This is a genomic window from Aneurinibacillus migulanus, assembly GCF_001274715.1.
In the GTDB taxonomy this organism is placed as follows: domain Bacteria; phylum Bacillota; class Bacilli; order Aneurinibacillales; family Aneurinibacillaceae; genus Aneurinibacillus; species Aneurinibacillus migulanus.
Genome location: NZ_LGUG01000004.1, coordinates 3,994,388 through 4,018,153 on the forward strand (window position 1 = coordinate 3,994,388; position 23,766 = coordinate 4,018,153).

Here is a 23,766-nt window from a genome sequence, read left to right on the forward strand (position 1 = left end):
TCATTATGTTATCTGCTAATAACATATTCGTTATTCAAGAATCGGGCGCAATTGTTAAGTGACGAACTTAGTAAAGAACTTTTTTGTCACAAAAGGACTTAAAAATATGTTTTATGTTTGTATGAGTAAAGCTTATTTTTGTAACACTGTTCGAAGTTTGAACGGTGTTTTCTATTTTGGAGCTATTTTTGAGTAAAGAGCATTGTTGTCAGCCAACATCTCTGGCTCCTTTGTAACGTTACGCAAAAGAAAAAGCACCACGTAGGTGCTAAAGGTATTTTCCGAACATCATTCACAAGTACTGCATTGAATTGTACACCTTTTGACTGCTAGAGTACTGAAAAAAGCCGTTCCAGTTAGAACGACTTCATTTGTTTCATGTATACTATTGCAAAAGCCCGAAATCTTCCAAGAAATATCGTGTAGTCACTTCAGACATAGTAAGTTCATCTTTAATGTTAAAAAGGACCAAAATTGGATCTTTTTCAGGGGATATAGGCATAAATACAATAGTTCCTCTTATAGAATCCTTATGATCTTTATAATTTGGGTCATCTTTTGAGATTTCATTTACTTTCTTGATTTTGTATTCATTAGCTTCTTCCCCATATAACCGTAAGGCTACTGGAGGGAGTAGCAGCAGCTTTGATTGTTCCGCCAGCGATAGCATATGTAGCTGATATTACAACGATCGAAGAGCGTGCCAAAGGAAATAGTCTACTAAGCGCGGCGATGTCATTCGGATTTGTTATTGGACCTGGATTTGGAGGTATTCTTGCAGAGTATGGAACGAGAGTGCCACTTTATGCAGCGACTGGTGCGGCTATTGCTGGCGTTGTTTTTTCAATAGTTTGTTTTCCTGAAAGTCTATCGAAAGAACAAATGAAAGCAGCGCGAACAAAGACTCCTCAGAAGGAATCATTTCTCAAACAGTATGCGAAATCGTTGAAATCAAAGTATGCAATGCTCTTTGTACTCGTCTTGGTAATGACCTTTGGACCCGCTAACTTTGAATCAGTTCTTGGTTTATATGTAACGAACCGCTTTCAATTCTCACCGCAAAATATTGCCATGATTCTCACCACAGGTGCTGTTATTGGAGTTGGTATGCAAGTATTAATTGTTGCTAAAGTAATTAAGATGTTTGGTGAAAAAAGGTGATAAAAGGCTCTCTTCTTTTTACATCATTCGCTTATGTTGTACTTCTATTTGCCAAAGACTTTTGGGGTATCTTCCTTGTAGCTGCCAGAATTTTCTTTGCTACCGCTATGCTTCGTCCGGCTCTTAATACACAATTATCGAAGATGGTAGAGAGTGAACAAGGATATGTAGCTGGTATGAACAATGCCTATATGAGTGTAGGTAATATTTTGGGTCCAACTCTAGCGGGATTCTTATTTGATACAAATATGTTTGCTCCATTCATAGCAGGTGGTTGTATTCTTTTTATTACTTTTTTGATGACGCTAAAATTGAAATGAAAATTACAGTCGTTATATCAAGGACAGTAATAAAGTCAGTTACACCATTAGCGTGGTGATAACCGATCGTTTTTATATGTATATTTTCTTAACGTTGTAAATCCGCGCTTTGCTTGGAGTGTAATAAAACTTTAGCTTGATAATGTAGTTAATAAAATTGAAATTTTGCTGAATTTATTTTAATAATGTTAATATCATCGCGACAGAGTTATCTACAAATGAGCGTTCTGGACGAGATTTCATCCACACAGTAAGCCCGATTAATGAAACGACCAGTGTCTGTGCTAAAGCTTTAGCATTCAGGCTGCTTTCAAGTTCACCTGAGCGAATACCTCGGACAATCATTTCTTGAAATATGACCGAAAGATACATCTGATGTTCCCTTGTGAGAATTTCAAATTTTTCATCGTGAGGGGCAAGTTCTACCATTGTATTAATGCAAAAACATCCCTTACTCTGACCCTCTTTATATTCCTCTTCCACCAAATCCTCAAAAAATATGCGAATTGCTTCTTTTACAGATCGGTGGTTTTGCAGTTTTGTTCGAATGTCAGAAGCATGTAACTTTGTATATTTACGCAATGCTGCTTCGAATAATTTTTCTTTGTCTCCAAAAGCTGAATATAAGCTTGGGCGTTGTATCCCCATAGTAGCTGTTAAATCGCTTAATGAAGTAGCATTATACCCTTTCTCCCAAAAAAGTTGCATGGCAGCGTCTAATGCTTTTTCCTCATCAAATTCACGTTTTCGAACCACAGATAATTCCCCCTTTTCGAAAAACAAAATTTCCTCACCAAATAATCAATGTTGTTCGTTATTCTTTTTTATTTGTTCAATAATTCCTAATCTGTTCACTAAATCCAGTATTTCAATGTTGTTTGATCCTCTCGTCGGCATACGACACTACCTAATTCAACCTCTCTGCTTGTGGGTCGCCTCCCTTTAAATACTAATCAGTATATTATGATTTTATTTAACTAACTTCTTATTGTCAAACTGTGGGCATTTCTCTCCTCCTCTTTGCTTAATTAAATCAATGTTCTTTTCCTCCATACATTAATTCATGCTTTCAAAAACATTAAACAAACAACCATATAACTTACTTGACACTAAAGTATTTATGAGTTATATTCATCGATAATCATTATGTACCGATCGGTATATTATACTTAATGGTACATTATTATAGAGGAGATGTGAATAATCGTGAGGGAGAAAGAAAAAACAATTGATTTGACTAAAGAACAAGATACGAAAACGGAGCATTTACAATTAGAATCCGACTCGACCATGTCTCAATCTATGGCACTATTGTTAGCAATAGCTTGTGGGATGGCTGTTGCAAATATCTACTATGCTCATCCACTACTCGATGCTTTATCGAGTGATTTTAGCATTAATCACTCAACCATTGGCATTGTTATTACCATCACCCAGATCTGTTATGCATTAGGATTGCTATTACTAGTTCCTCTCGGTGATTTCTTGAATCATCGGCGACTGATTTTCGGCCAAATGTTAATGATTATTATTGCTCTAGTTATAGTTGGTTTCGCTCCTTCCAAAGTGGTTTTTTTCATAGGTATAGCTACAGTAGGAATGCTTGCCACTGTTACACAGACACTGGTTGCATACGCATCAACATTGTCTTCTCCGGCAGAGCGTGGACGTATAGTTGGTCTCGTTACAAGCGGAGTTGTAATTGGCATCCTTCTTGCCAGAACGTTTTCTGGTATATTGACAGATCTCGGTGGTTGGCGTTCGGTCTACCTTACCTCTGCTGCACTCATGCTCATCATGGTTAGCTTGTTATACCGAAAACTCCCAGATGTTGAGTTTAAACGATCATCTCTATCCTATCCAAAGTTGTTGCGTTCTGTCCTCTTGTTATTCGCACAGGAAAGAATCTTGCGTATCCGAGGAGTATTAGCATTGTTGATATTTACCGCCTTTAGCATTGTTTGGACTTCGTTGGTGCTGCCTCTTAGTGCTCCACCATACTCTCTTTCACATACAGCTATTGGAGCATTTGGCCTCGCTGGAGTGGCTGGAGCATTGGCTGCTGCTCGAGCCGGGCGTCTTGCTGATCGAGGATTAGGGCAGCGAACAACCGGTATAGCTCTTATTTTATTATTAGCATCATGGTTGGTAATGAGCCTTATAAGCTACTCACTGCTCGCATTGGTTATTGGTGTTATCCTTCTTGACCTCGCCGTGCAAGCTGTGCATGTCACAAACCAAAGTATAATTTTTACAGTGCGCCCTGAGGCGAGAAGTCGGCTTACGGCTGCTTACATGATTTTTTATTCCATCGGCAGTGCAACAGGTTCAATTGCTTCAACCAATATTTATGAAAACTTTGGATGGAACGGAGTCTGTCTATTGGGGGCCTCCGTCAGTGCTTTAGCCCTTTTGTTTTGGGCAATAACCCTCCATCTGACGGAGCAAATTGGAAAGAAATAAAACCGATTTATGGCCTGAAACTTTTTTTGGAAATAAAAGAACCCCTTTAGATAGTCATTTCTAAAGAGGGAAAGCATGGAGACTTTATTCAAAACATAGCGTCTTTTTTATAGAAATCGCAACTTTATTTCAAAACCGCAAATAGGGTACTCCTGTTCTGGAAGCTAAAGAAAATGTAGTTTGCCCCTCCCCATAACGCCTCAATCGTGTTTCCTTTCCAGTAGTGGGGACGTTGCCTGTCACTGTTGAGCAACCTTTCACTCATTACCTAGTAGCTCACCATGATAGGTGGAACAGACGAGGAAGGTTAGTTTGATTACGATGTGTCGGTACCCCATCGCCATCAAGCTAAAGCTTTCCGGTACCCCCAAAACGAAATTTTTAGGCTTTCTTGTATAAAAAAAGCCCATTTTATCGTTTTGGGGGTGACTTCTTCTCTTAGCTTGATAACGATGGGGTGAAGTCCTTTTTTGTGACTAAAAAAGCCTTGCGGCTCTAAGAGCGAAAATTATGCAAAACGCTCGTATTAAATACTTCTCTCATTATTACTTCTTAACTTTAGCCCTGATTTTAACTTCTTTATACGAAGGGTAAGGAAGTATACTTGGAACCTTAATAAGGATAACTCGAGTATCCTTATCGGTGCTGGCCTCAATCTTTAGAGAACTGGGCGTATTAGCTTCACATACTGCAAACACTTCTGAGTCTACAGGTGTTGCTCCATTTTCGAAATGCCAAATGGATCGCCCTTCCACAACAAGTCCTGCGATGGAATAGCCCTCAGGTATCTCATATTCGAACTTTTGTCCAGAAGAGATGGTTACATCCCACATTTTAGCATCTGCCACTAAATGAACGGGAGAGTCCTCTCCGATGATTGTTTTTACGATAGTTCCATTATTCGTGACAACTGGCAGTTCATGATGTTCATAATGGGCATAGCTTGGTGTGGCATAATTGGCTTCGCCCATGAACGGCTCAAACCAAATCTGAAATCCTGATGTACCTGCTTCATATCTTTCCGAGTGTTGAACTCCACTTCCTGTTTGCATGATTTGGATGCCACCTTCACTGACACGTTCATCATTTCCACGTGTATCATGATGATGCACTTCTCCCTGTAGAAGATAAGAAATAATTTCAAATCCTCTATGAGGATGTAGTGGCAAATGACCTGTATCTTTTACCTTAAACCATGCCCAATAAAAAAGAGTCCCTACTCTTTCTACTGCCGATCCCTCGCCGGGAAACCCAATCGGCTTTTGCTCAACAATTCTTCCTTCATCAAACTGTCCAAATGCCTGTTGATTTGGTGAAAAAATACGAATGGACATAAGAACATCCCTTCCATTTAGGTTATTATTTAGTCACTGAATGCTTCTTCATGTGTTTCAAAAAACTGAATGATGTTTTCGACGGTCATGCCCTACTCCTGCTTACTATCACTCATTTTTTCTCCTCATATACAAACCCATTTTATTTCAATACATCTTGGTATTCTTCATGTCGCATAAATTGACTTTTAGCAAAAGGACATAAAGGGATAATTTTCTTGTTTTCCATCCTCGCTTTTTCAACTACTTTATAAACAAGTTTTTCAGCTATCCTCTGTCCTCTAAGAGCATCAGATACGAAAGTGTGATCGATAATAATGGTGTCATCACCTACAGGTGTATAGGTGATTTCAGCAAATTTTTGACCATCTTGCTCAATAAAGAAACGACGTTCCCCAGATTCAATCAAGTACATGTTATTATCTCCTCTTAAGACTGTTATCATATTCTTATCATCTACAAGCAACTTTTCATTTGACACTATACTTTTGCAAGGGTGTTGATTATCCAGTTTTTTCGCTAAGACTTACGGTAAGTCAATTAGCATGAAACGGGAGCTGGATGTAGTGGTTAGCTGTAAGGAGGATGTTTCCGTGATGCGTGCCGAATCCCGTTTATTTAAAGCTGTATCACCGTTAACAACAAGTCCACCTTCGATAACAAACAAGAAAATGCGTCGACCTTCTTCTTGGGAGAATGTAATTTCTTTGCCTTCTTCTATATCAGACAAATAAATAGTCAAATCTTGGTGAATGTGAGCAACATTATTAGAAGAATTTTGCTTTGATACAACAGGCAATAAAGCATTTTTCATTTTTTCAACATCAAATTGTGTTTGTTCATACGATGGAGTGAGGCTCTTCTCTTCAGGGATAAACCAGAGCTGTAAGAAGTTTACCTCTTCGTCCCCTGACGGATTTACTTCGGAATGAATCACCCCTGTACCGGCTGACATTCTCTGTACCCCACCGAATGTCGTTGTTGCTGTCCCCCCTGAAGTATCAGTATGCTTTAAATATCCTTTCAGTACAATAGATACAATCTCCATCTCCTGATGAGGGTGTGCACCAAAACCATGATGTGGAGCAACAAAATCATCATTTAATACGCGAAGAGGACCAAAGTTGAGATTGTTTGGATCGTAATAATCCGCAAATGAAAAACTATGAGAGGTCTTTAACCATCCATGATTAGAAGTATGCCTAGATTCAGCAGGATACACGTTTATCATCTTTCATCACCGTCTCCTTTTTTATTATGATTGCATTTTATGTTTAAATCATTTATCTCGAATTCAAGATATATATCTAAAAAAATTTTACCTCAACTCTTCTGCATAAAAACCAAGCTTTTTCAAAAGTGTAATCATCGTTACCTTCTCCTTTGAATCTAACCCTCCGAATATCTCGTCAACCGCTTTTTCATGCCTTGGAAAAATCTCATCCATGAGTTCTTTTCCTTTTTCTGTAATCACTGCATGCGTAACCCGTCTATCCTTTGGACATGCTTTTCTTTCAAGAAGTTTTTTTCCTTCTAGTTTATCAACAACATACGTAATACTTCCACTTGCCAGCAGCACCTTTTTACCAATATGTTGAATAGGCTGGTCACCTTTGTGATATAGCAGTTCAAGCACAGCAAATTCTGTTGGATTTAATCCATGGCTTCTGATATCCTCTGTCACACGATGCATGACAGCACGATTTGCTCGTGACAATACAATGAGTAATTTTAAGGATAGCTCCGTTTCATGTACTGCATTTTCGTTACTCATACTACATCAATTCCTTCAGTTATTTATCTTGAATTCAAGATAATTATAGAATGTATAGATTGATGCTGTCAACACCACTTTTTATTTTGTTGATTTTCCTCTTTTTATAGTTTCAAGTGGAGCGTACTTGCATTTCGCCTTACAAGCTTTCTACTGATAGCTCTTAGAACTTCTCTTGATCGCTTACTCCAGAAATACTATACAGTAAAGATAATAAAGACAATGGGAGTTGAGATAAAAATGATAAAAGTAATAACAAAGGAGGGGCGTTATAAGCCCTTTGATCCCCTGAGAATTTTTGATATAGATATCATTCAGCCTGGGCAAGGATTTGGAATGCACCCTCATGCTAATAGGGAAATTGTAACCTATGTTATCGATGGCACATTAGAGCATCAGGATAATTTAGGTAACAAAGTTATCCTGGAAGCAGGAGGTGTACAAAGGATAACGGCTGGAACAGGAATTTTTCATTCTGAATGCAACCGTTCCAAGGATAAACCCGTTCACCTTCTCCAGATTTGGTTTTTACCTACTAACAAGGGACTCCCTCCTTCCTGGGAACAAAAACGGTTTACCAAGGAACAACAACGTAATCAGCTTTTTCCTATTGTATCGGGTACTCCCCTTAGAAAAGCCTTACATATAAATCAGGATATAATCATGTATGTATCGTATTTGGAGACAGGAAAAGCAATAACTTTTACACAAGAAGAAGGACGCAGAATTTTTTTGTTTGTGATGGAAGGGGAACTGACTCTTAATAGGAGTATGACACTAAACAGACATAATTCAGCCCGAGTTACGGAAACATCGACACTAGAAGTAACAACAAACTCTGGAACACATTTCATGCTCATTGATTTACCATAGTGCTTCATACAGGTGGAAGAACATCCTTAACAAAGGCCTGTCGAATATTTCTTTACATTCGAGGGTACATTAACATTGTCTATAGTGATTCTGTTGACAAAACAAAAGCATGCGCTCTATAATTATCTTCAATTAAAGATATTTTAATTAAGGATATATTATAATGTAAATCCTTAAAAACTAACAATAGGAAGGAAGATTGTAATGGCAAAAGATTTTTATACAGCTATAGAAGACAGACGTACGATTTACGGACTTAGTAAAGAAGCTGTCGTTTCAAATGAAAGAATCCAAGAAGTAGTAAATCATGCTGTAAAGCATACCCCTTCCGCATTCAATTCTCAAAGTGCACGAGCAGTTGTTTTACTGGGAGAACACCATGATAAATTATGGGACCTTACAAAAGAAACGTTACGAAAAATTGTTCCTGAAGATCAATTTGCTCCAACTGAAGAAAAAATGAATTCTTTCCGCAGCGCCTATGGCACAGTATTATTCTTTGAAGATGAGAATGTCATCAAATCATTCCAAGAACAGTTTGCTCTATACAAAGACAACTTCCCAATTTGGTCGCAGCAGTCTTCGGGTATGCTCCAATACGTTGTTTGGACGGCATTAGAAACTGAAGGGTTTGGGGCTTCCTTACAGCACTACAATCCACTCATTGATGATCAAGTTAGAAAAGAGTGGAACATTCCAAGCAACTGGAAGCTCATTGCTCAAATGCCGTTTGGGAAGCCAACCGCGCCTGCTGGCGATAAATCCTTCCAATCATTAGAAGACCGCGTTAAAGTATTCAAATAAGAAAACAAGCGAAAAGAACGACATGAACTGTAACCCGAATAATGGACAGTTTAAAAAAGTGATAGCTATATACATCTGATTTGATAAATCGACAAATTCTTGTGGTAAGAGGTAAGAAAAGAAGGAAGGGCGGGAGCGGTTGGAAAAAGACACGTTTGCCTTTCTTCTGCTGGAGCGCAGGGCGCATCCAACCTCTTCTTTCTCTCACTCTCCTACCTCCAACCACGCTACCCTGTCAAACTATCAAGTGTAATTTATATAGGCTGCTAAAAGCTGATTCCTGTATTCAACAGGAGTCAGCTTTTCTAATGTCCACTGATACCTAGAAAGACTCCATTGGAGCGTTTCCCCAGCAGTTTCCTCTGCGTGACATTGATTTGGTTTCTCCTTCCCAATGTTCGAGAGATCAAATCCATTCTCAAGAAAATCTGCATCGGTTCTTTATTCTTCAGATATTCTTTGACGGCTTTTAACTTAAAATTCGGATGAATATTCATTGAGTTGATTATACCTGTACCCCTATCATTTCCCTGTACAAAAAACCCGAATAACGGACTTTTTACGTGTCCATTATTCGGGTTACAGTTCACCGTAAGGTTCCTCTATCCTTTTCTTTATAATATGTTATTCATTTAGTACGGTTCACTAAGAACTCGAATTATATTTAGAAAATTAACGATGTTGCAATCTAAATGGAGAAATGAGCATTTCTTCTTTCATGCAACTAATTATCCACGTCCAGCTTGGAAAGAAGGATATAAAGTCATTCCGCCATCAGCAAATAACGTAATCCCAGTTACATAGCTAGCTTGTGAGGAAGCAAGCCACGCTGCAACAGCGGCAATCTCTTCTGGTTTCCCAATATACCCCATTGGAATCATACTTTCAACATCAGCACGTTTTTCTGGATCCGCAAATTTTTCGGCATTAATTGGCGTGTTAATAGCACCTGGCCCAATATTGTTTACGCGGATTCCTTTTGGCGCATATTCCAATGCTAATGTTTCTGTCATTAACTTAATGCCACCTTTACTAGAAGCATAGTGCACAAACAATGGCCATGGAATTTTCTCGTGAACACTAGACATGTTAATAACCGTTCCTTTAATATCATGCTCTACAAAATATTTAATTGCTTCACGGCTTCCTAAAAAAGCACCTGTTAAATTCGTATTGATTACTTTATTCCAATCACTTAACGGCATTTCATGTGATGCTACTGGATTTTCTATACCTGCATTATTAATCATAACATCCAATGTGCCAAACTCCTTCACAGCTGACTGAATTAGATTTATCACGTCTGATTCAACTGTGACATCACCTTTTACAGTAATGGCTTCTCCACCTGCTTTTTTAATCTCTTCTACTACAGCGTTTGCCTCTGTTTCGTTTGAGCGATGATTAACCACAACTTTCGCTTTTTCCTTCCCAAAGCGAATTCCCATCGCTTTCCCGAGTCCTGTTGCCGCACCTGTAATAACAACAACTTTTCCTTCTAAATCTGGATACATAACTTAGTCCTCCTTCTTATCCTTTTGCAATTCCTAACATAATTCCAGCTGCGATAATCAAAATGATCCCAATTATGATCGCGATAAATTGACGTTTTGTTTTTTTCTCACCTAATATAAAAATTCCACCTAGAGTCGAGATCACAATTCCCATTTGTGAAAGAGAAAAACTTGTTGCTACACCTACGCGTGGCTGTGAGATAAATAAAAACATATTTCCAGCCGCCCAGATTAGACCTGGAATAATGTTTCGAATTGCATATTTATTAAATGGCTTATGCTTAATTGTTAGTAAAATCCCACCTAATACCATTCCAATTGCCTGTGGGAATAAAGCAGACCATCCATTTATATTAAATAAGCGTATCACTACTACATATACTAAATAACCAAGGGTTGAAATCAGTAAAATCACAATTCCCTTTTTTAAATTTCCTGCTTGTTCTTTCTGTTTTTCTTCTTGATTTTGGAGTGATGTGAGGACAATTCCAACAATGATACAAATAAGTGCAAGAACACCTAATATAACAGACTTTGTTGTCGACCATTCATGAAACACAATAACTCCAAATAAAGCAGTTGAAACTAATTGCAGCCCTGTTGAAATGGGCATTGTTTTTGAAACTCCCATTAAATCAATGCTTTTCAATTGATTCGCTTGTCCCAGTGCCCAAAATAAACCTGATACAATTCCTACACCAATAATTACAGGTGTTAACACGGGCTTCACAAAAATATAAATACCTATGGAGAAAATAAGTGCGCCCAAGGTTGTCCCGAGTGTTTGGCTATAAGGTCCACCACCAAGCTTGACATTAAACAGTACAATACTTCCCCAAAATAGAGCCGGTAAAATCGCTAAGAAGATATCCATTTTCAAACCTTTCTGTGTAAAATTTCTAAATTACCTATATTTTTATTATTCTCCATACTCCCCCAAAAGGGATACAAGCATGATTTCGATTCAATAACTTTATTGCTTGGCTTTCTTTACCCATTCTTCGACTGATACTATACGCTTAGCTTGATGTTTTACAACCGCTTGTACATCTTCAATCATCTTTCCATCTTGCTCAACTGTTATACTAGTACCATATGGATTTCCATCTGCACTAAATGTTACAGATCAGTATATCCAGGTGCGGCAACAATTACTCATCACTGATACATTGTAGTATGTAATGATAAAATGCAGCTTCTTGACTGCTACGAGGATTTTGTGCAGAAGGCATGGCATTAACAACTTTATTCACAAGCTTTCCATTGAACCATAATCCTCTTGTCGTGGCTAAAAAATGTTTCATTTGTGATGGATGTTTCCCGATTCTCCATGCGTCCCATGAGTTGGATAACGTTCGTCTTCTATGTGGTAAAATACCCCCAAAGCAAAAAATGCGCTATTCTTTCTCTATGACCCATAAAAAGGATGGTGCATTTTTTATGACTGCTTCTATATCTCAAGAGTTACGATGATTTGCGAAGGAACTTCAGAATTCTCCAAACACTAATTACATGAATCAGGATGTTCAAAGCACTCACACGCTGCAATTGATCTTGTAAAGCACGTTCGCTCAACTCCACATGTTTCCCGAAGAAAATACGTTTCATGTTGTCTTAAATATCGCTACCTTCGTTCGTATGTCCATGTATAGGTTCGCCCCCCTTATTATTCCACATCTAACCACTACAAGTTGTAGTAAATTCATATCACTACGTTATGTAGTAAAATTCAAGGTCCGCTCCTCTTGACAACTTACTACAAACTGTAGTAAGTTCATATTACTACAAGTTGTAGTAAATGAGTCGTTATAGGTGCATAACGACAAGTAAAGAGGTGTACACCCATGAAAAATGTTCAAAAGTTGTCTGACACTGAAATGGAACTCATGGAGGTGATTTGGGAATGTGATCCTCCTGTCACATCGACCGAATTGCTGCGTATTTTCGCTCAACGGGGTAAGGAGTGGAAGGCACAAACGATTTCTACCTTCCTATCGCGGTTGGTGGACAAAGGAGCGCTAGAAACCACAAGGCATGGCCGAACGAACAAGTATGTTCCCCGTATATCGCCGAAAGATTACAAACTAGCCGAGGCACAACATGTATTAGACGGGTTATACCAAGGATCGGTTAAAAACTTAATCACTGCTTTGTATGACGGCGACAAGCTTTCGGACGAAGATATTGCAGAGCTGAAGCAATGGTTTTCAGGAAAGTAGGTGCAGTATATGAGTAAACTTCTGGAACTGCTCGTCTCCCTTTCCGTTGCAGGAAGTACCGTTGTAGCCTGCATTCTCCTGTTGCAGCTTATTTCACCGGGTGTCTTCCCTTCGAAATGGCGATATGCGATTGGAAAAATGGCAATAGGGTTATATCTTTTGCCCGTAGCCCTTGTTATGCAATGGCTTTTGCCACTCTTCATTCCGAAGCAAACGACAACCGTACCTATACCCGAATTACCTTCGAGTGTACATGAAATACAGCCCGGCCTACCCACAGTGGCCATTCCGGAACTGAATCTTTCTGCCGATGTAGCCCTCATCTTTCTGAGTATTTGGGGAACAGGAGTTTTCACTTTTGCCATGTGGCAGGTTTATTGTTATCGCAGGTTTATAAAGAAATTACAGCAAACTCGTTCACCCGTGCCGGAGAATAGCGAAGCAGCCAAACAGCTAACCTTGATGAAGGAAGCTCTCGGCATGCAAAGCAACGTCCGACTTGCTTATAGTTCTGCTGTTTGGAGTCCTGTTCTTGTCGGGCTATGGAAACCGACCATTTATCTCCCTATGGAGAATTTAGCAAATGTGGACATGGCTATGGTGATTCATCATGAGTTGATTCACTTGAAACGAAAAGACTTATGGGTCAAGGCGATTACCTTGGCAGCAAGTGCCCTGCATTGGTTTAATCCCTTGGTTCACATTCTCCGGAAAGACATTCATACGTGGAGTGAACTGTCCTGTGACGAAGAAGTCGTGAAGGAAATGTCCTATACCGAGCGAAAACGATACGGTGAAACGATCCTGAACGTGATGACAGGTTCAAGGGGTATGCCCGCTCGATTTTTCGCTTCCTTATCCGGTGAAGGAAAACAATTGAAAAGGAGATTAACGCTCATGCTTAATGTGAAAAAACTGAAAAAACATACGATAATTATGAGCGCAGCGGCAGTCATTGCTGTTGGAACAATCGGTACATCGACAGCCGCCTGGGCAGCTAAGGTAACACCCAAGGTCAATACTGATACTAATCAAACCATTAAAGGTACAGGTGATTCTATACGATATGAAGGCGTACAATTCTTGAAATACAGTGCTCTTACGCCTGATGAACAAAAATTCGTAACCGAAAAAGGGGTAAGGGGCCTATATGCTCTTGAAGGTTATAAGCGCTTAATACCTTTTGACGAGCTGACAACCGATGAACAAAGACAGGTCACTAAAGAAGATGGGTATTATTCACCTGAGAGCATCGCGAGATTAAAAGAATCTAATGAGAAGTACCATCCTGGAGTATCCGTTACAATAACACATCAAGAAGATCCGTCGATTCCTCCTGGAACTTCAATGACAATAAGGAGTTTGACTCCCGAAGAAAGGGCTGTACTTAAGAAAAGGGAAGAGGAAGCAAGATCAGGGGGCTCAAGGAAACTGACCCCTGAAGAAATAGCTGAGTTAAAAGCTTTGTTTCCCGGAAATACTCAAAAGTGAAAAATTGCATTAATTAAATATGATGTTGCGACAAAAGCACTGCTCGAAGGCAGTGCTTTTGTCAGTTGTCAATAAATACAAGCTCCAATAACATCTTAATCATCACTATATAAGTTATGGTTAATATTTTGACAGGGTAGCGTGGTTGGAAGGAGGCGATTCAGAAAAAAAAGAGGTTGGATGCGCCCTGCGCTCCAGTAGAAGAAAGGCCAGTATGTCTTTTTCCGACCGCTCCCACCCACCGCCCTTCCTTCTTCGCTTACCTCCCACCACAAGAATTTGTCGATTTATCAAATCAGATGTATATAAATACACTAGAATTTTACTATACCTTATAAATGGTATTCTTCTTAAGGATATATCGGTGTATTTGTTCTAGAAAACTTAACGAACCCTTAGAGAGGTCTCAACACATATCCATCATGTTAAGAACGCTATTCCTAAATGGAAAAGTGCGTTATCTCTATTTGCTAGAGAATTACGCCGATACATGTTGCCTGCTGATCTTAACCATATTGCTATGTTCCAGAACCTTAATAAAAGGTGCTGATATAGGCTCCTCCCATCTTGGACATCCTCTTTTGACAAATGACTTAAAGCAGTTTTTTGTCTCCTGAAAATTATAAAATACTTAAACAACTATATATTCAATTTCACTGCTCTTGTAGCAATACAGGTGTTAATATAATTGTCCAGCAAACTTTGTCCCCCCATATTATCTTCATAGAATCCAGTAATCAGAAAACCAGCATCAATTTGCCCTTGAATTTGATTTTCAAGGCTATGACCAAATTCTAAAGCCTGATTAGCTGCTATATGTTCCTCTAAACGTTCTTTTGGAAGATCCGACAAGTCTGAATATGGAATAGAATATTTAACCTCTAACAACCCTTTTTCCTCTGATTCAACATCAAAAATAAACAAAATAGGATTTACAAATCCTGAGATAAGGGTTCCTCCATACTTCAAAACTCGGTAAGCCTCTTTCCACACAGGTAAAATATTTTCAATAAACAAATTTGACGCAGGATGCACAATAAAATCGAAACTTTCATCGTTGAATACTGAAAGGTCTGCCATACTCCCTTTCACAGTTTTAATATCGAGATGCTCTCTTTTAGCAACATATTTATCCTGTTCTAATTGTTTTTCTGAAATATCAAGAACTGTAACTTCCGCACCTGCCGCTGCGAGTATAGGTCCTTGTTGTCCCCCTCCTGATGCCAAACACAAAATCTTTAATCCTCTTAATGTAGGAAACCATTCTTTTGGAACAGGTCGTGTTGGTGTTAAAATGATTTCCCATTCACCATTCTTTGCTTTCTCGATAACTCTATTATCCACAGGTTTTGTCCATATATTACCAGATTCAACATTCTTATTCCAAGCTAGACTATTGTAAATATTAATATCCATTCCATATCCCCTTATTTATTATAATAACTTGCAAATTAAAATTGACTGTTAGCTACTTTATCAAAATTTTTTCTGATGTAAACAGGACAGCACCACATGCCAATCAAGTTAAAGTTTTATTACCAGAACGAAACTTTTAGACTTCCTTGTAACGAAGAAGCTTATTTTATCATTTTAGGCTGACTTGTTTTCTTAAGTTGATAGCGATGTGGCGGTACCTCTATAAGCGAATGACTGGGCACGGCTTTTGTACCCAAAGAACGGATGCAGAACGCCTTACGAAAGTATTGCATAAGCGAGTAAACTTGAAGCGGAAGTAAGTAAAAAGAAAAGTGAAAAATAGCTAATACTTTTTTAGATAAAAGCCGTTTCTTCTTGGAACATCCCATCGATGTAACCGAAACTAAAGACCTAGAAAATAGATGTAACCTCTACTTCGTCCCAAATATCTTCAAGTTTAGCTCCTTCTATCCTTGCATTAGTTAGCAAATCTTCAACATCTTTGAAAGTAAAAGGTTCCTTTTCCTTATCATAAGATAAAAACCAAACACCTTTCCCTCTGCTAATAAAATACTTTTTATTTTTATAACTAAAGTTAAATTCACGCCCTATCTTCAAATCTTCTGTAAATATTTGAAAAGTATATTCATCCATAATTTAATTCCTCTAAGAAGATATTTATATGATTCTATTATATCACGAATAGTATAATATACTAATACAGTAAATTTTATGTTTTATATGAAAATATTACCATAATATTATATATATTGTGTTAAGAACCAAAAGAAGGTTGTGTTTAACTTGAGGGGAAAAAATTAAGATTACTATGGGAAAAGGGTGTTCCAACAGAAAAACACTCTATAACAACGAATAGAAATATACCTGTAAAATATGTTCATGCCTATTCATCAACTGATAGAATGGAAAATGGAAAACTTGAAATATTACGGTGGGCTTGGAAGAGTAGATGTTGATATAGACCATGAAGATCATAACAGTCCTAAAAAACATTCGATTTCACATAGACATAAGTTGACTTGGACAGGTGATAGAGCTGAGTGTAGCAAATCTGTTGATTACTGGTAATTGAAGTGGAGTCAAATAAAAAAGCAGGTAAAAAATAGAGGTAATACTAGGGGCCCCATACAGGACTATTTTTTATAAAACAACCCCTTTTATCTCGTTACGGTGCCCTTAACTTGATGTATCGATGAAATTTTCGCCCGTTTTTCTGTAGGAGGTCAAGCAGACGAAGGAAGATCTTTGATACTTCTTGGGTGTTATTTTGTAAGAACTGATACAAAAGTAGAAAATAATGTTTAATCATATAAATGGCTTTGCATTCACTTCTAGCCAATTTCTGAAGAACAGCAGGAGATAAATGATGTTGTAATTTTGTGAAAAGAGGTTTCGGACTTGAATATAAGTTACACGGTTACTCCCTTTTCGTTTGGTTTGGAAACCTGGAATTAACGATTTACTATGTGTCCACAACTCGGCTCTCCCTAGCTAACACGCCATAATCTCAATAGCGACGCTTCCAACGCATGATCGCTTGAAGTCCTAGCTCCTACATAAGACGAAGTAGTGAATAACTATGCAATCTACAAACGAAAAAAAATATATTGAAATACTGAGCAAAAAGCGAACATTTTTATGTTTGCTTGATCGTTTATACTGAAATTGACTCCAACGTATAAAAAGGAAAAAGAATGAGAAAATAACTCTATATTCCTTGATATAGTCTTCAACAAAAAGAGGTAGTGTACAATGGAAAACGACGATTTTTCACTTTGGCTTGGAGCCTTTACTGCAACATTTACGGCAATTGTTTGTGCGGGGATATTTACCATTATTTTTGCGAGACCTTTAATTAAATTGGTAGTAGGTCGCTTTACGAAACGGTTAATGTCCGAGCGTTACCCCGAAAATATATGGGAAATGGTAACAGCTATGACAAGAATGAATCCAACAATGGTAATTGAAAATAGTCTGCGTGCTGATTCAGGAAAAGTGATTGAAAGGCCGTTTGGCAGTCCACGTAAATTTCTCAACTTTGATGGTCTTATTTTCTCACCTGCCCAGTTGGCTGTGTTGCCTGCCCATGAAAAAGAGCCCGTTGATATGAAGGTCACAATCGGACCAAAGGCAAAAAGACCATTGACTCTTGATATTCCCCTAATGTCGGCTGCTCTAGGATATGGGATCGGCGTGAGCGAAAAGGTGAAAATAGCCATGGCTAAGGGGACTGCTGCTGTTGGCACAGCCACCAATACGGGAGAAGGAGGTTTTTTACCTGAAGATCGAGCTAACTCTAAGTATCTAATCCTTCAATATAATTCGGCAACCTGGTCAAAAAATCCGGACATTCTAAAACAAGCAGATGCAATTGAAATTCATATCGGCCAAGGGGCTAGTGCTGGTGCTGCCAGTTTTATTCCTCCTGAGTTTTTAGAAGGCAGGGCGAGAGATGTTTTACAAGTGCCACCAGGCGAAATTGTAGTGCCTGCCCGCCATCAGGAAATAAATAAACCGCAAGAGCTTAAACCTTTGGTAAATAGGCTTCGTAAAATGACGGAAGGCGTTCCTATTGGAGTTAAGATTTGTGCCAGTGCAATATTGGAAGCGGACTTAGAAGTAGCGATTCAAGGAGAGGTTGATTTTATTAGTATTGATGGAGGACAAGCCGGAACAAAAGGAGGTCCCCCCATCTTAGAAGATGATTTCGGACTTCCTACGATTTATGCCTTATCACGAGCTGCAGATTATCTCGAAAAACGAGGGGTAAAAGAAAGAGTTAGCCTTTTGATTGGAGGAGGATTTTTCAACCCAGGGGAATGTTTAAAAGCACTTGCTTTAGGAGCTGATGCGGTATTTATGGGAACCGCCCTCATATGGGCGATGACCCACAGCCAGGTAACAAAAGCCGTTCCATGGGAACCACCTACGCAACTTGTTTTTTACCCTGGTAATATGACAGATGAATTTGATGAAGAAGAAGCGGCTAAATACTTAGAGAATTTTTTTACTTCTTGTGTTGAAGAAATGAAGGTTGCTATTCGGGCTCTTGGAAAAAATTCATGGCGTCAAGTAAATAAGGATGACTTAGTTGCCCTGGACGAATGGACAAGTAAAGTAACGAAAGTTCCACTTGCTTATGAACCATACGAACCTATTACTGCAGGGCAAAAATGCAGTACAAAAGAACGTAGAAAATGGCTTTCTTTTTTTCAAAAATCGTAAATATAGAACATCTAAGGCATTGAAGGACTTAATGATACGTAAAGGGGGAGTTGGCACTTGGTGACAGCGACGCTGGGATTACCCTATTGCAAAGAAGCACATAATATTCAACCCAATTTTGGTAGCATTTGGGAACACGATGAAAAGTGACTGTGTAGCTTTCCCCATATTTTAGTTTCCTTTCGTTAATAAAGCGCTCTATTTTTACAATCGTATTTTTATAGAGTGATAAAAGATGCAATTCTGACTGATAGCCACGATAGCATTCATACTCCTTGATTCCTTGAACTACCATCTCTTGTTTTAGTTGCTCAAGATAATCTTGTTGCTCATCATACAGTTTTTGCCACATAGTTAATTTTTGTGGTCCTGTTAATAACATGGACCTCTGTCAATAGATTGGACACATGGAATCGAAAGAATCATGCTACCAAATGGTACGTATGTTCGTATTGATTAGGTGTAAAATGCTCAATCGAAGAATGAATGCTTTTTCCATTATAGAAACAAGCAATGTACTCAAAAATACGCTTCTGCTCGTGTTGAGAAGCTTTCAAGATAAATGAGTTCTTTCTTTAGTACGCTATAAAAGGACTTGATGCAGGTATTATCATAACAGTTGCCTTTACGGCTATGCTGCCTGTCATACCGTAGGTTGTAAGGCGTTTCTGATACTCGTGTGACGCATACTGGCTCCCCCGCTCCAAATGATGCAGAACTTCATTCTGCGGTCGCCGACGACGGTACGCTTGATTCAATGCCTCTAGTACAAGCTCTTTCGTCATCCGTTTATCCATGTGTCAACCGACAATCTTCCGGGTATACAGATCCATGATGCTCGCTAGATACAGCCAACCCTCCTAGGCAGGAATGTGTGTAATGTTGGCCATTCATTCACACCTGATTCGGTGCCTGGGCGCTAAACTTCTGTGCAAGTACGTTATCATGAACCGGTAGGTTGTGTCTAGAGTTGGTCGTAGCCTTGTACTTCTTGACGGTACGAGATTTTAAACCCAGCTCTTTCATCAGACGAGCCACTGTTTTCTCCGACACCTGAACTCTGCCTCAGAACCTGTGTAATCTTCGAACTGCCATAGAGACGGCGAGAGGCTAGAAAAGCACGACGAACTTGCGTCTCCAGTTCTTTTCGACGTTGACTCCGCTGGTTTTCCTTACGTTTGATCCACTCATAATAACCGCTTCGGGAAACGTGGAGGACGGTGCACATCTTCGCGACACAGAACTGGAAGCAGTGTTTGTGAATAAAAGCATAAACTAGCACCGGTCTTTTGCAAAGTAGTGCATCGCCTTTTTTAAAATCTCATTCTCCTCCTCCAAATCCTGAATTTTCTTTTGGAGATCCCGTAGGGCTTTTTCTTCTGGTTTTAACTGGCCGCTACCGGGAAAGGTTTGTTCCCCATCCTTTTTGAACTCGGCCATCCAGCGGTACAAGGTATTCTCGCTCAGCCCCAATTCCCGGGCAGTTTGTGTCACCGACTTCCCCTGTTCACGAGTAAGCTGAATTGCTTGGAGTTTAAATTCCTTATCGTACTTTTTCTTCATAATCAGACACCTTGATGTAGAATGCGTTTGTTTTATTTTTGCACTCTCGGTTTTCTGTGTCCAGAATTCAGTCTACCAACAAACTATTGCAACCTCACAGTTAAGAACATGATTTACTTTAGATTTTTTTAATAAAACCAGTCTGACTATTTTTATTCTAAATAGTTACATCTTTTTCAGGCACCCCACAAGATTGAATTCTATTTTGAACATAACTTACAAAGAAAAATTGACCGATTCCTCCAAGTACAAGTAATAATGCTGAAAGACAAAACAGGATATTACCACCATAATGGAATAAGACAGTTCCCCCAAAAAAAGGCCCAATTGATCTTGAAATATCCCAATGAATTCCATACATAGAAAAGTAACGACCACGCATATTGTCTGGAGCTAATTGTGATACAAATCTTAAAAAATGACTTAAACCTACACTCTCACCAATTGTTAGAATCAATTGTGTAACAATCAGGGCTTCTAGACTTGTTGAATACCCATAGCCGATTGCTGCTATTGCATAGCAGATGTAAGAAATAAGCACTATTATTTTCATTGAAAAACGCTCTGTCCACTTTACTAACCCAATCTCCAGTAAAATGGTCATAATTGCCTTAGTAGAGGCTATAGTTGTTAAAATGAATAAATAGTTTGGAAAAATTTCTTGTATATAAATTCGATAATTGGTCTCAGTTTGAGCGTATAAAAAGCTAATCGGAAGTGTAAGAACCATTAAGCCTAAAACGCAATGGTGTCTTATGAAAAATTGAAGAAATTTAGTAAAATTCCGTTTTTTTTCATCTATGCTATCAATATTATAAACTTTGATTGGTGCTGTTTCTGGAAGCTTAACCCAAGTAAGAATAAGATAAAAAAATAAAGAGGTTGACTGAAGTGCAAAAACGATTGCTGGATTATAGGAATAAACTAGATACCCTAACAGTGGCCCTATTGTCATTCCTAAAGCATTTAGTGTATTAATGACTGCAAACACTTCAGATCTTTTATGTTCCTCAGTTGAATCGGTAATTTGTGCCCTTTGAGCAGGTATATAAAGTGAGCGACCTATCCCGTTTATAATGTACATTGCAGCAAATGCCCAGACAGAATCAGCAAATATAAATCCTGCCATAGCACTTGCCTGAAGAAAAAGAGCAATTAATATAATGGATTTGCGACCAAAACGATCTGTTATTCCCCCACCTAATATTGTAACAAAAATATCACTGAGTGGCTGTAGACCTATAATAATCATAGGTAATAATACATTCCCATTTAATTTATCATGAAGATATATAATTAAAAAAGGTGCTAACATCGCCCCAGTCGTACTTGTGAGTAGCTCACCAATAAAACGTATCCAAACAGGTGTACTATAACGATTTTTAATCATCCAAGTAGTTTTCATTTTCATCCTCCCTCTATGAATTCTGTTTTTTTGAATATTCGTTTTTCTTAATATTAATTATCGCCCAGTGAAACAATAGGTTTCCACAATAGCCCAGGTGATGCCCCTGCAGATCTCACGGTGTCCTTACGACCCTTACATTCTTTCATTTTACCTATCTGGACGAAGACTAAAAAAGCTACCATGATAAAAAATAACACTTCTTCGTGCTTACTTTTTCGAACAATCAACTAAAAAGGACGACTATATCAAGAGAAAATTTATTAAGCAGCATTTTTGTAGGTGAATTTTGAGATTTAGCTATCACGAATAAAGAAGCATAAGACTGTTATTTTGGAGCTAAAGGGAAGGAAATACGAACCGATTTATAACATAAAGTAATGAGCGACTGTTTTTTCGTAGCAGATTCATAGTTCTAGCTGTAAATTTATTATGTAACACTTTAAACTGTTCATGTTTAGCGACCAATGCTATCACACATTTATACAGTAAGATTCGCAAACAGTAGCGATCTCCTTTTGTGATACAGGTCCTGCCTTTATACTTTCCCAAACTGTTTTCCTTAAGATTAAAACCAGATATCTTTTGAATTTGACAAGGGTGAGAGTAACTACTAGGATGTCCAACTTCCAGGGTAGTAAAGGAATTTCATCAACTATCGAAGGGAAACAACGAATCACCACACAACGAGGAATACCATATCTTCCGAAAAGACCTAAATTTCCTTTTGGAATATCAATTTTATCTATTAATTAAAACAACCAGTGCAAATTTGGAGCTTCAATTTGGTTCTATGCTCTTTTTTTATCGTTTAAGTAATCATGAAGAGTACTCACCGATTTGATAGTACTCTCCATTCTGCCTAACAAGATGATTTTTTTATGACCTATTAATACATGGATTACACATTTTGCAACGCTCTCGAATGCTCATTAATAATTTTTATTACTTGTTCTCTCTGTTCATTTTTAAAAAAACGCCCACCATCCAAATGGACCTATCCCTGTCAAGTAGACAGAATTAAAAAACTACCTATATGTATAATGATATTAAAGTTATTTTAGCTCAAAAAATACAGTAGCCTTCTGTCTATTTGAACGACAGAAGGCTTTTAAAGTTATTTATTCTTTTTCAACTAAAGCTCTTGTTAGCTTAACAATTATTGGGCTTGTACCATGCAGGTTTTAAAGTTTCAAAATTTTTGTGGTCCTCTAGCAAAACATATAATCGATCTATCATTTCTTCTATTTCTTCTGGTACAAACCGTAAAGCCCATACAACTGATGAGAAAATAACCATTCCAGCATAGATAGAATACAGCATCCAAAAATCCTCTGGAACTTTTTTATCAAAATACCCCATAATTTGTCCTATTGAAAATGGAATACTTATTTCTCGTTGAAATAAGGCTACTTTTACAAAATCATGAATTGGGTCTCCCCAATCGAAATTATTAAAATCAATTACACCAGCAAATTTGTTATCTTTTACGATAATATTTCCTAGATGAAAATCATCATGTTGAAGTCGATTAGGTCTTTTTTTTATATACTGTTTGTTATTCTCAATAAAATTAATAATTTTTTCGTCATTTTTAATCTTTATACCACAATCCTTATAAGCATTTAGATATCTATAATGCTTTCTCATCGCTCGCTCATACCAATTATTAATGGTTGAAGAAGCTTCATATAAGTGCATCCTAGATAGTTGTTTTCCTGCCTCCATTCCAATGTTATATTGTTCTTCTTCTGAAAGCGTTCGAATAATATCTTTTGCATCTATGCCATCTATAAAAGAAAATATATTATAACAGGAGTTGAATTCTTCAATAACACCTATATCAATAGGAAGAGGGGATTGAACTCTAAGGCTTTGCATATCCCTCAATATTTGAAACTCTGTTTTTTTCTTGTTATAGCTTTCTATATCACCTACTCGTAATAATAACTTCTTATTATCAACATAAACTACATACTTTTTATCAGGTGAGTAGCCTTTGGGTAGTTCTTCAATTTTTGTATTGTTTTGAAGCAAATTTACCCTATCTTGAAGAACCTGTATAATGGCGTTCATTTACTAAATACCTCCACTATTTCTTCTATATTCTACAAAACTAAAAAAACTATATGCTCTAATTCCCGTTCAACTAAACTGTATATTAGTTCAAGAGAAACTTTCAC

23 protein-coding genes and 4 pseudogenes are annotated in these 23,766 nt (G+C 38.0%); 8 read left to right on the forward strand and 19 right to left on the reverse strand.

The genetic code is table 11. The features are described 5' to 3' along the window. Positions 1 to 385: 385 nt before the first annotated feature. Complete coding sequence (locus tag AF333_RS35975) at positions 386 to 670, reverse strand: hypothetical protein (protein ID WP_235496787.1); 285 nt, start codon at positions 668 to 670, stop codon at positions 386 to 388. On the opposite strand from AF333_RS35975, the gene AF333_RS37825 reads away from it, so the two are divergent. Together AF333_RS37825 and AF333_RS37830 are read left to right on the forward strand one after the other, a co-directional pair. Further along, positions 646 to 1,161: an MFS transporter gene (locus AF333_RS37825; RefSeq protein WP_235356717.1), complete on the forward strand. Its 516-nt coding sequence runs from the start codon at positions 646 to 648 to the stop codon at positions 1,159 to 1,161. The genes AF333_RS35975 and AF333_RS37825 overlap by 25 nt on opposite strands. Beyond that, positions 1,158 to 1,481: an MFS transporter gene (locus AF333_RS37830; RefSeq protein ID WP_235356716.1), complete on the forward strand. Its 324-nt coding sequence runs from the start codon at positions 1,158 to 1,160 to the stop codon at positions 1,479 to 1,481. Before AF333_RS37825 ends, AF333_RS37830 begins: the two co-directional genes overlap by 4 nt. A gap of 174 nt (positions 1,482 to 1,655) precedes the next feature. Here AF333_RS37830 and AF333_RS20955 read toward each other — a convergent pair whose 3' ends face one another. After that, entirely contained in the window at positions 1,656 to 2,237 is a 582-nt protein-coding gene (locus AF333_RS20955; RefSeq protein WP_043068364.1) for a TetR/AcrR family transcriptional regulator, read from the reverse strand. 447 nt (positions 2,238 to 2,684) lie between these two features. Here AF333_RS20955 and AF333_RS20960 point away from each other — a divergent pair, with 447 nt between their 5' ends. Beyond that, the gene (locus AF333_RS20960; protein ID WP_407638688.1) at positions 2,685 to 3,944 is read left to right on the forward strand and encodes an MFS transporter; all 1,260 of its coding nucleotides are present in this window, start codon (positions 2,685 to 2,687) and stop codon (positions 3,942 to 3,944) included. 545 nt (positions 3,945 to 4,489) lie between these two features. On the opposite strand, the gene AF333_RS20965 is transcribed toward AF333_RS20960, so the two are convergent. The 4 genes from AF333_RS20965 to AF333_RS20980 form a co-directional block, all read right to left on the reverse strand. Continuing rightward, positions 4,490 to 5,278: a pirin family protein gene (locus AF333_RS20965; RefSeq protein WP_043068363.1), complete on the reverse strand. Its 789-nt coding sequence runs from the start codon at positions 5,276 to 5,278 to the stop codon at positions 4,490 to 4,492. Between the two features lie 142 nt (positions 5,279 to 5,420). Continuing rightward, positions 5,421 to 5,693: a GNAT family N-acetyltransferase gene (locus tag AF333_RS20970; RefSeq protein WP_052812362.1), complete on the reverse strand. Its 273-nt coding sequence runs from the start codon at positions 5,691 to 5,693 to the stop codon at positions 5,421 to 5,423. Between the two features lie 111 nt (positions 5,694 to 5,804). Continuing rightward, positions 5,805 to 6,509: a pirin family protein gene (locus AF333_RS20975; RefSeq protein ID WP_043068361.1), complete on the reverse strand. Its 705-nt coding sequence runs from the start codon at positions 6,507 to 6,509 to the stop codon at positions 5,805 to 5,807. An 87-nt stretch (positions 6,510 to 6,596) separates the two neighbouring features. Beyond that, on the reverse strand, positions 6,597 to 7,052 hold the full coding sequence (locus tag AF333_RS20980; RefSeq protein ID WP_043068360.1) for a MarR family winged helix-turn-helix transcriptional regulator: 456 nt from the start codon (positions 7,050 to 7,052) through the stop codon (positions 6,597 to 6,599). A 240-nt stretch (positions 7,053 to 7,292) separates the two neighbouring features. On the opposite strand from AF333_RS20980, the gene AF333_RS20985 reads away from it, so the two are divergent. Beyond that, on the forward strand, positions 7,293 to 7,925 hold the full coding sequence (locus AF333_RS20985; protein WP_052812361.1) for a pirin family protein: 633 nt from the start codon (positions 7,293 to 7,295) through the stop codon (positions 7,923 to 7,925). A 204-nt stretch (positions 7,926 to 8,129) separates the two neighbouring features. Then, positions 8,130 to 8,729 (forward strand): nitroreductase family protein, encoded by a 600-nt coding sequence (locus tag AF333_RS20990; RefSeq protein WP_043068358.1) that lies wholly within the window; start codon positions 8,130 to 8,132, stop codon positions 8,727 to 8,729. Between the two features lie 243 nt (positions 8,730 to 8,972). On the opposite strand, the pseudogene AF333_RS33030 reads toward AF333_RS20990, so the two are convergent. The 4 genes and pseudogenes from AF333_RS33030 to AF333_RS35990 all read right to left on the reverse strand — a co-directional run. Then, positions 8,973 to 9,108: pseudogene (locus AF333_RS33030) on the reverse strand (IS3 family transposase); the annotation flags it as partial. Positions 9,109 to 9,457: 349 nt separating this feature from the next. Beyond that, positions 9,458 to 10,243: a glucose 1-dehydrogenase gene (gene gdh, locus AF333_RS21005; protein ID WP_043068355.1), complete on the reverse strand. Its 786-nt coding sequence runs from the start codon at positions 10,241 to 10,243 to the stop codon at positions 9,458 to 9,460. Positions 10,244 to 10,259: 16 nt separating this feature from the next. Then, entirely contained in the window at positions 10,260 to 11,117 is an 858-nt protein-coding gene (locus AF333_RS21010; RefSeq protein WP_043068354.1) for a RhaT/GlcU family sugar-proton symporter, read from the reverse strand. Positions 11,118 to 11,216: 99 nt separating this feature from the next. Continuing rightward, a pseudogene (locus AF333_RS35990) lies at positions 11,217 to 11,571 on the reverse strand (NAD(P)H:quinone oxidoreductase, type IV); the annotation flags it as partial. Positions 11,572 to 12,087: 516 nt separating this feature from the next. On the opposite strand from AF333_RS35990, the gene AF333_RS21020 reads away from it, so the two are divergent. Then, complete coding sequence (locus AF333_RS21020) at positions 12,088 to 12,462, forward strand: BlaI/MecI/CopY family transcriptional regulator (RefSeq protein ID WP_043068353.1); 375 nt, start codon at positions 12,088 to 12,090, stop codon at positions 12,460 to 12,462. A 9-nt stretch (positions 12,463 to 12,471) separates the two neighbouring features. Next, positions 12,472 to 13,953, forward strand: a complete 1,482-nt coding sequence (locus AF333_RS21025; protein ID WP_043068385.1) for a M56 family metallopeptidase — start codon at positions 12,472 to 12,474, stop codon at positions 13,951 to 13,953. A 120-nt stretch (positions 13,954 to 14,073) separates the two neighbouring features. Here the strand turns inward: AF333_RS21025 and AF333_RS35995 are convergent, their stop codons facing one another. From AF333_RS35995 to AF333_RS33035, 4 genes and pseudogenes are all read right to left on the reverse strand, one after another. Next, positions 14,074 to 14,247, reverse strand: a complete 174-nt coding sequence (locus AF333_RS35995) for a hypothetical protein (RefSeq protein WP_235496790.1) — start codon at positions 14,245 to 14,247, stop codon at positions 14,074 to 14,076. A 345-nt stretch (positions 14,248 to 14,592) separates the two neighbouring features. Further along, positions 14,593 to 15,369, reverse strand: a complete 777-nt coding sequence (locus AF333_RS21030) for a class I SAM-dependent methyltransferase (protein WP_043068352.1) — start codon at positions 15,367 to 15,369, stop codon at positions 14,593 to 14,595. 411 nt (positions 15,370 to 15,780) lie between these two features. Beyond that, a complete protein-coding gene (locus AF333_RS21035; protein WP_043068351.1) occupies positions 15,781 to 16,023 on the reverse strand; it encodes a hypothetical protein in 243 nt (80 codons plus the stop codon). Positions 16,024 to 16,555: 532 nt separating this feature from the next. Then, positions 16,556 to 16,723, reverse strand: a pseudogene (locus AF333_RS33035) (IS4 family transposase); the annotation flags it as partial. A 419-nt stretch (positions 16,724 to 17,142) separates the two neighbouring features. Here AF333_RS33035 and AF333_RS21040 point away from each other — a divergent pair. Next, entirely contained in the window at positions 17,143 to 18,615 is a 1,473-nt protein-coding gene (locus AF333_RS21040) for an FMN-binding glutamate synthase family protein (RefSeq protein WP_043068350.1), read from the forward strand. A gap of 28 nt (positions 18,616 to 18,643) precedes the next feature. On the opposite strand, the gene AF333_RS21045 is transcribed toward AF333_RS21040, so the two are convergent. From AF333_RS21045 to AF333_RS21065, 5 genes and pseudogenes are all read right to left on the reverse strand, one after another. After that, positions 18,644 to 18,997 carry a hypothetical protein gene (locus AF333_RS21045; protein WP_043068349.1) on the reverse strand — a complete coding sequence of 118 codons (354 nt, stop codon included), beginning with the start codon at positions 18,995 to 18,997 and terminating at the stop codon, positions 18,644 to 18,646. 40 nt (positions 18,998 to 19,037) lie between these two features. Beyond that, positions 19,038 to 20,178, reverse strand: a pseudogene (locus tag AF333_RS21050) (IS3 family transposase). 157 nt (positions 20,179 to 20,335) lie between these two features. Further along, positions 20,336 to 21,583 (reverse strand): MDR family MFS transporter, encoded by a 1,248-nt coding sequence (locus AF333_RS21060; RefSeq protein ID WP_043068347.1) that lies wholly within the window; start codon positions 21,581 to 21,583, stop codon positions 20,336 to 20,338. A gap of 339 nt (positions 21,584 to 21,922) precedes the next feature. Beyond that, the gene (locus AF333_RS37625; RefSeq protein WP_139189163.1) at positions 21,923 to 22,216 is read right to left on the reverse strand and encodes a transposase; all 294 of its coding nucleotides are present in this window, start codon (positions 22,214 to 22,216) and stop codon (positions 21,923 to 21,925) included. Between the two features lie 519 nt (positions 22,217 to 22,735). Beyond that, complete coding sequence (locus AF333_RS21065) at positions 22,736 to 23,659, reverse strand: aminoglycoside phosphotransferase family protein (protein WP_043068346.1); 924 nt, start codon at positions 23,657 to 23,659, stop codon at positions 22,736 to 22,738. Between the last annotated feature and the right edge of the window lie 107 nt (positions 23,660 to 23,766).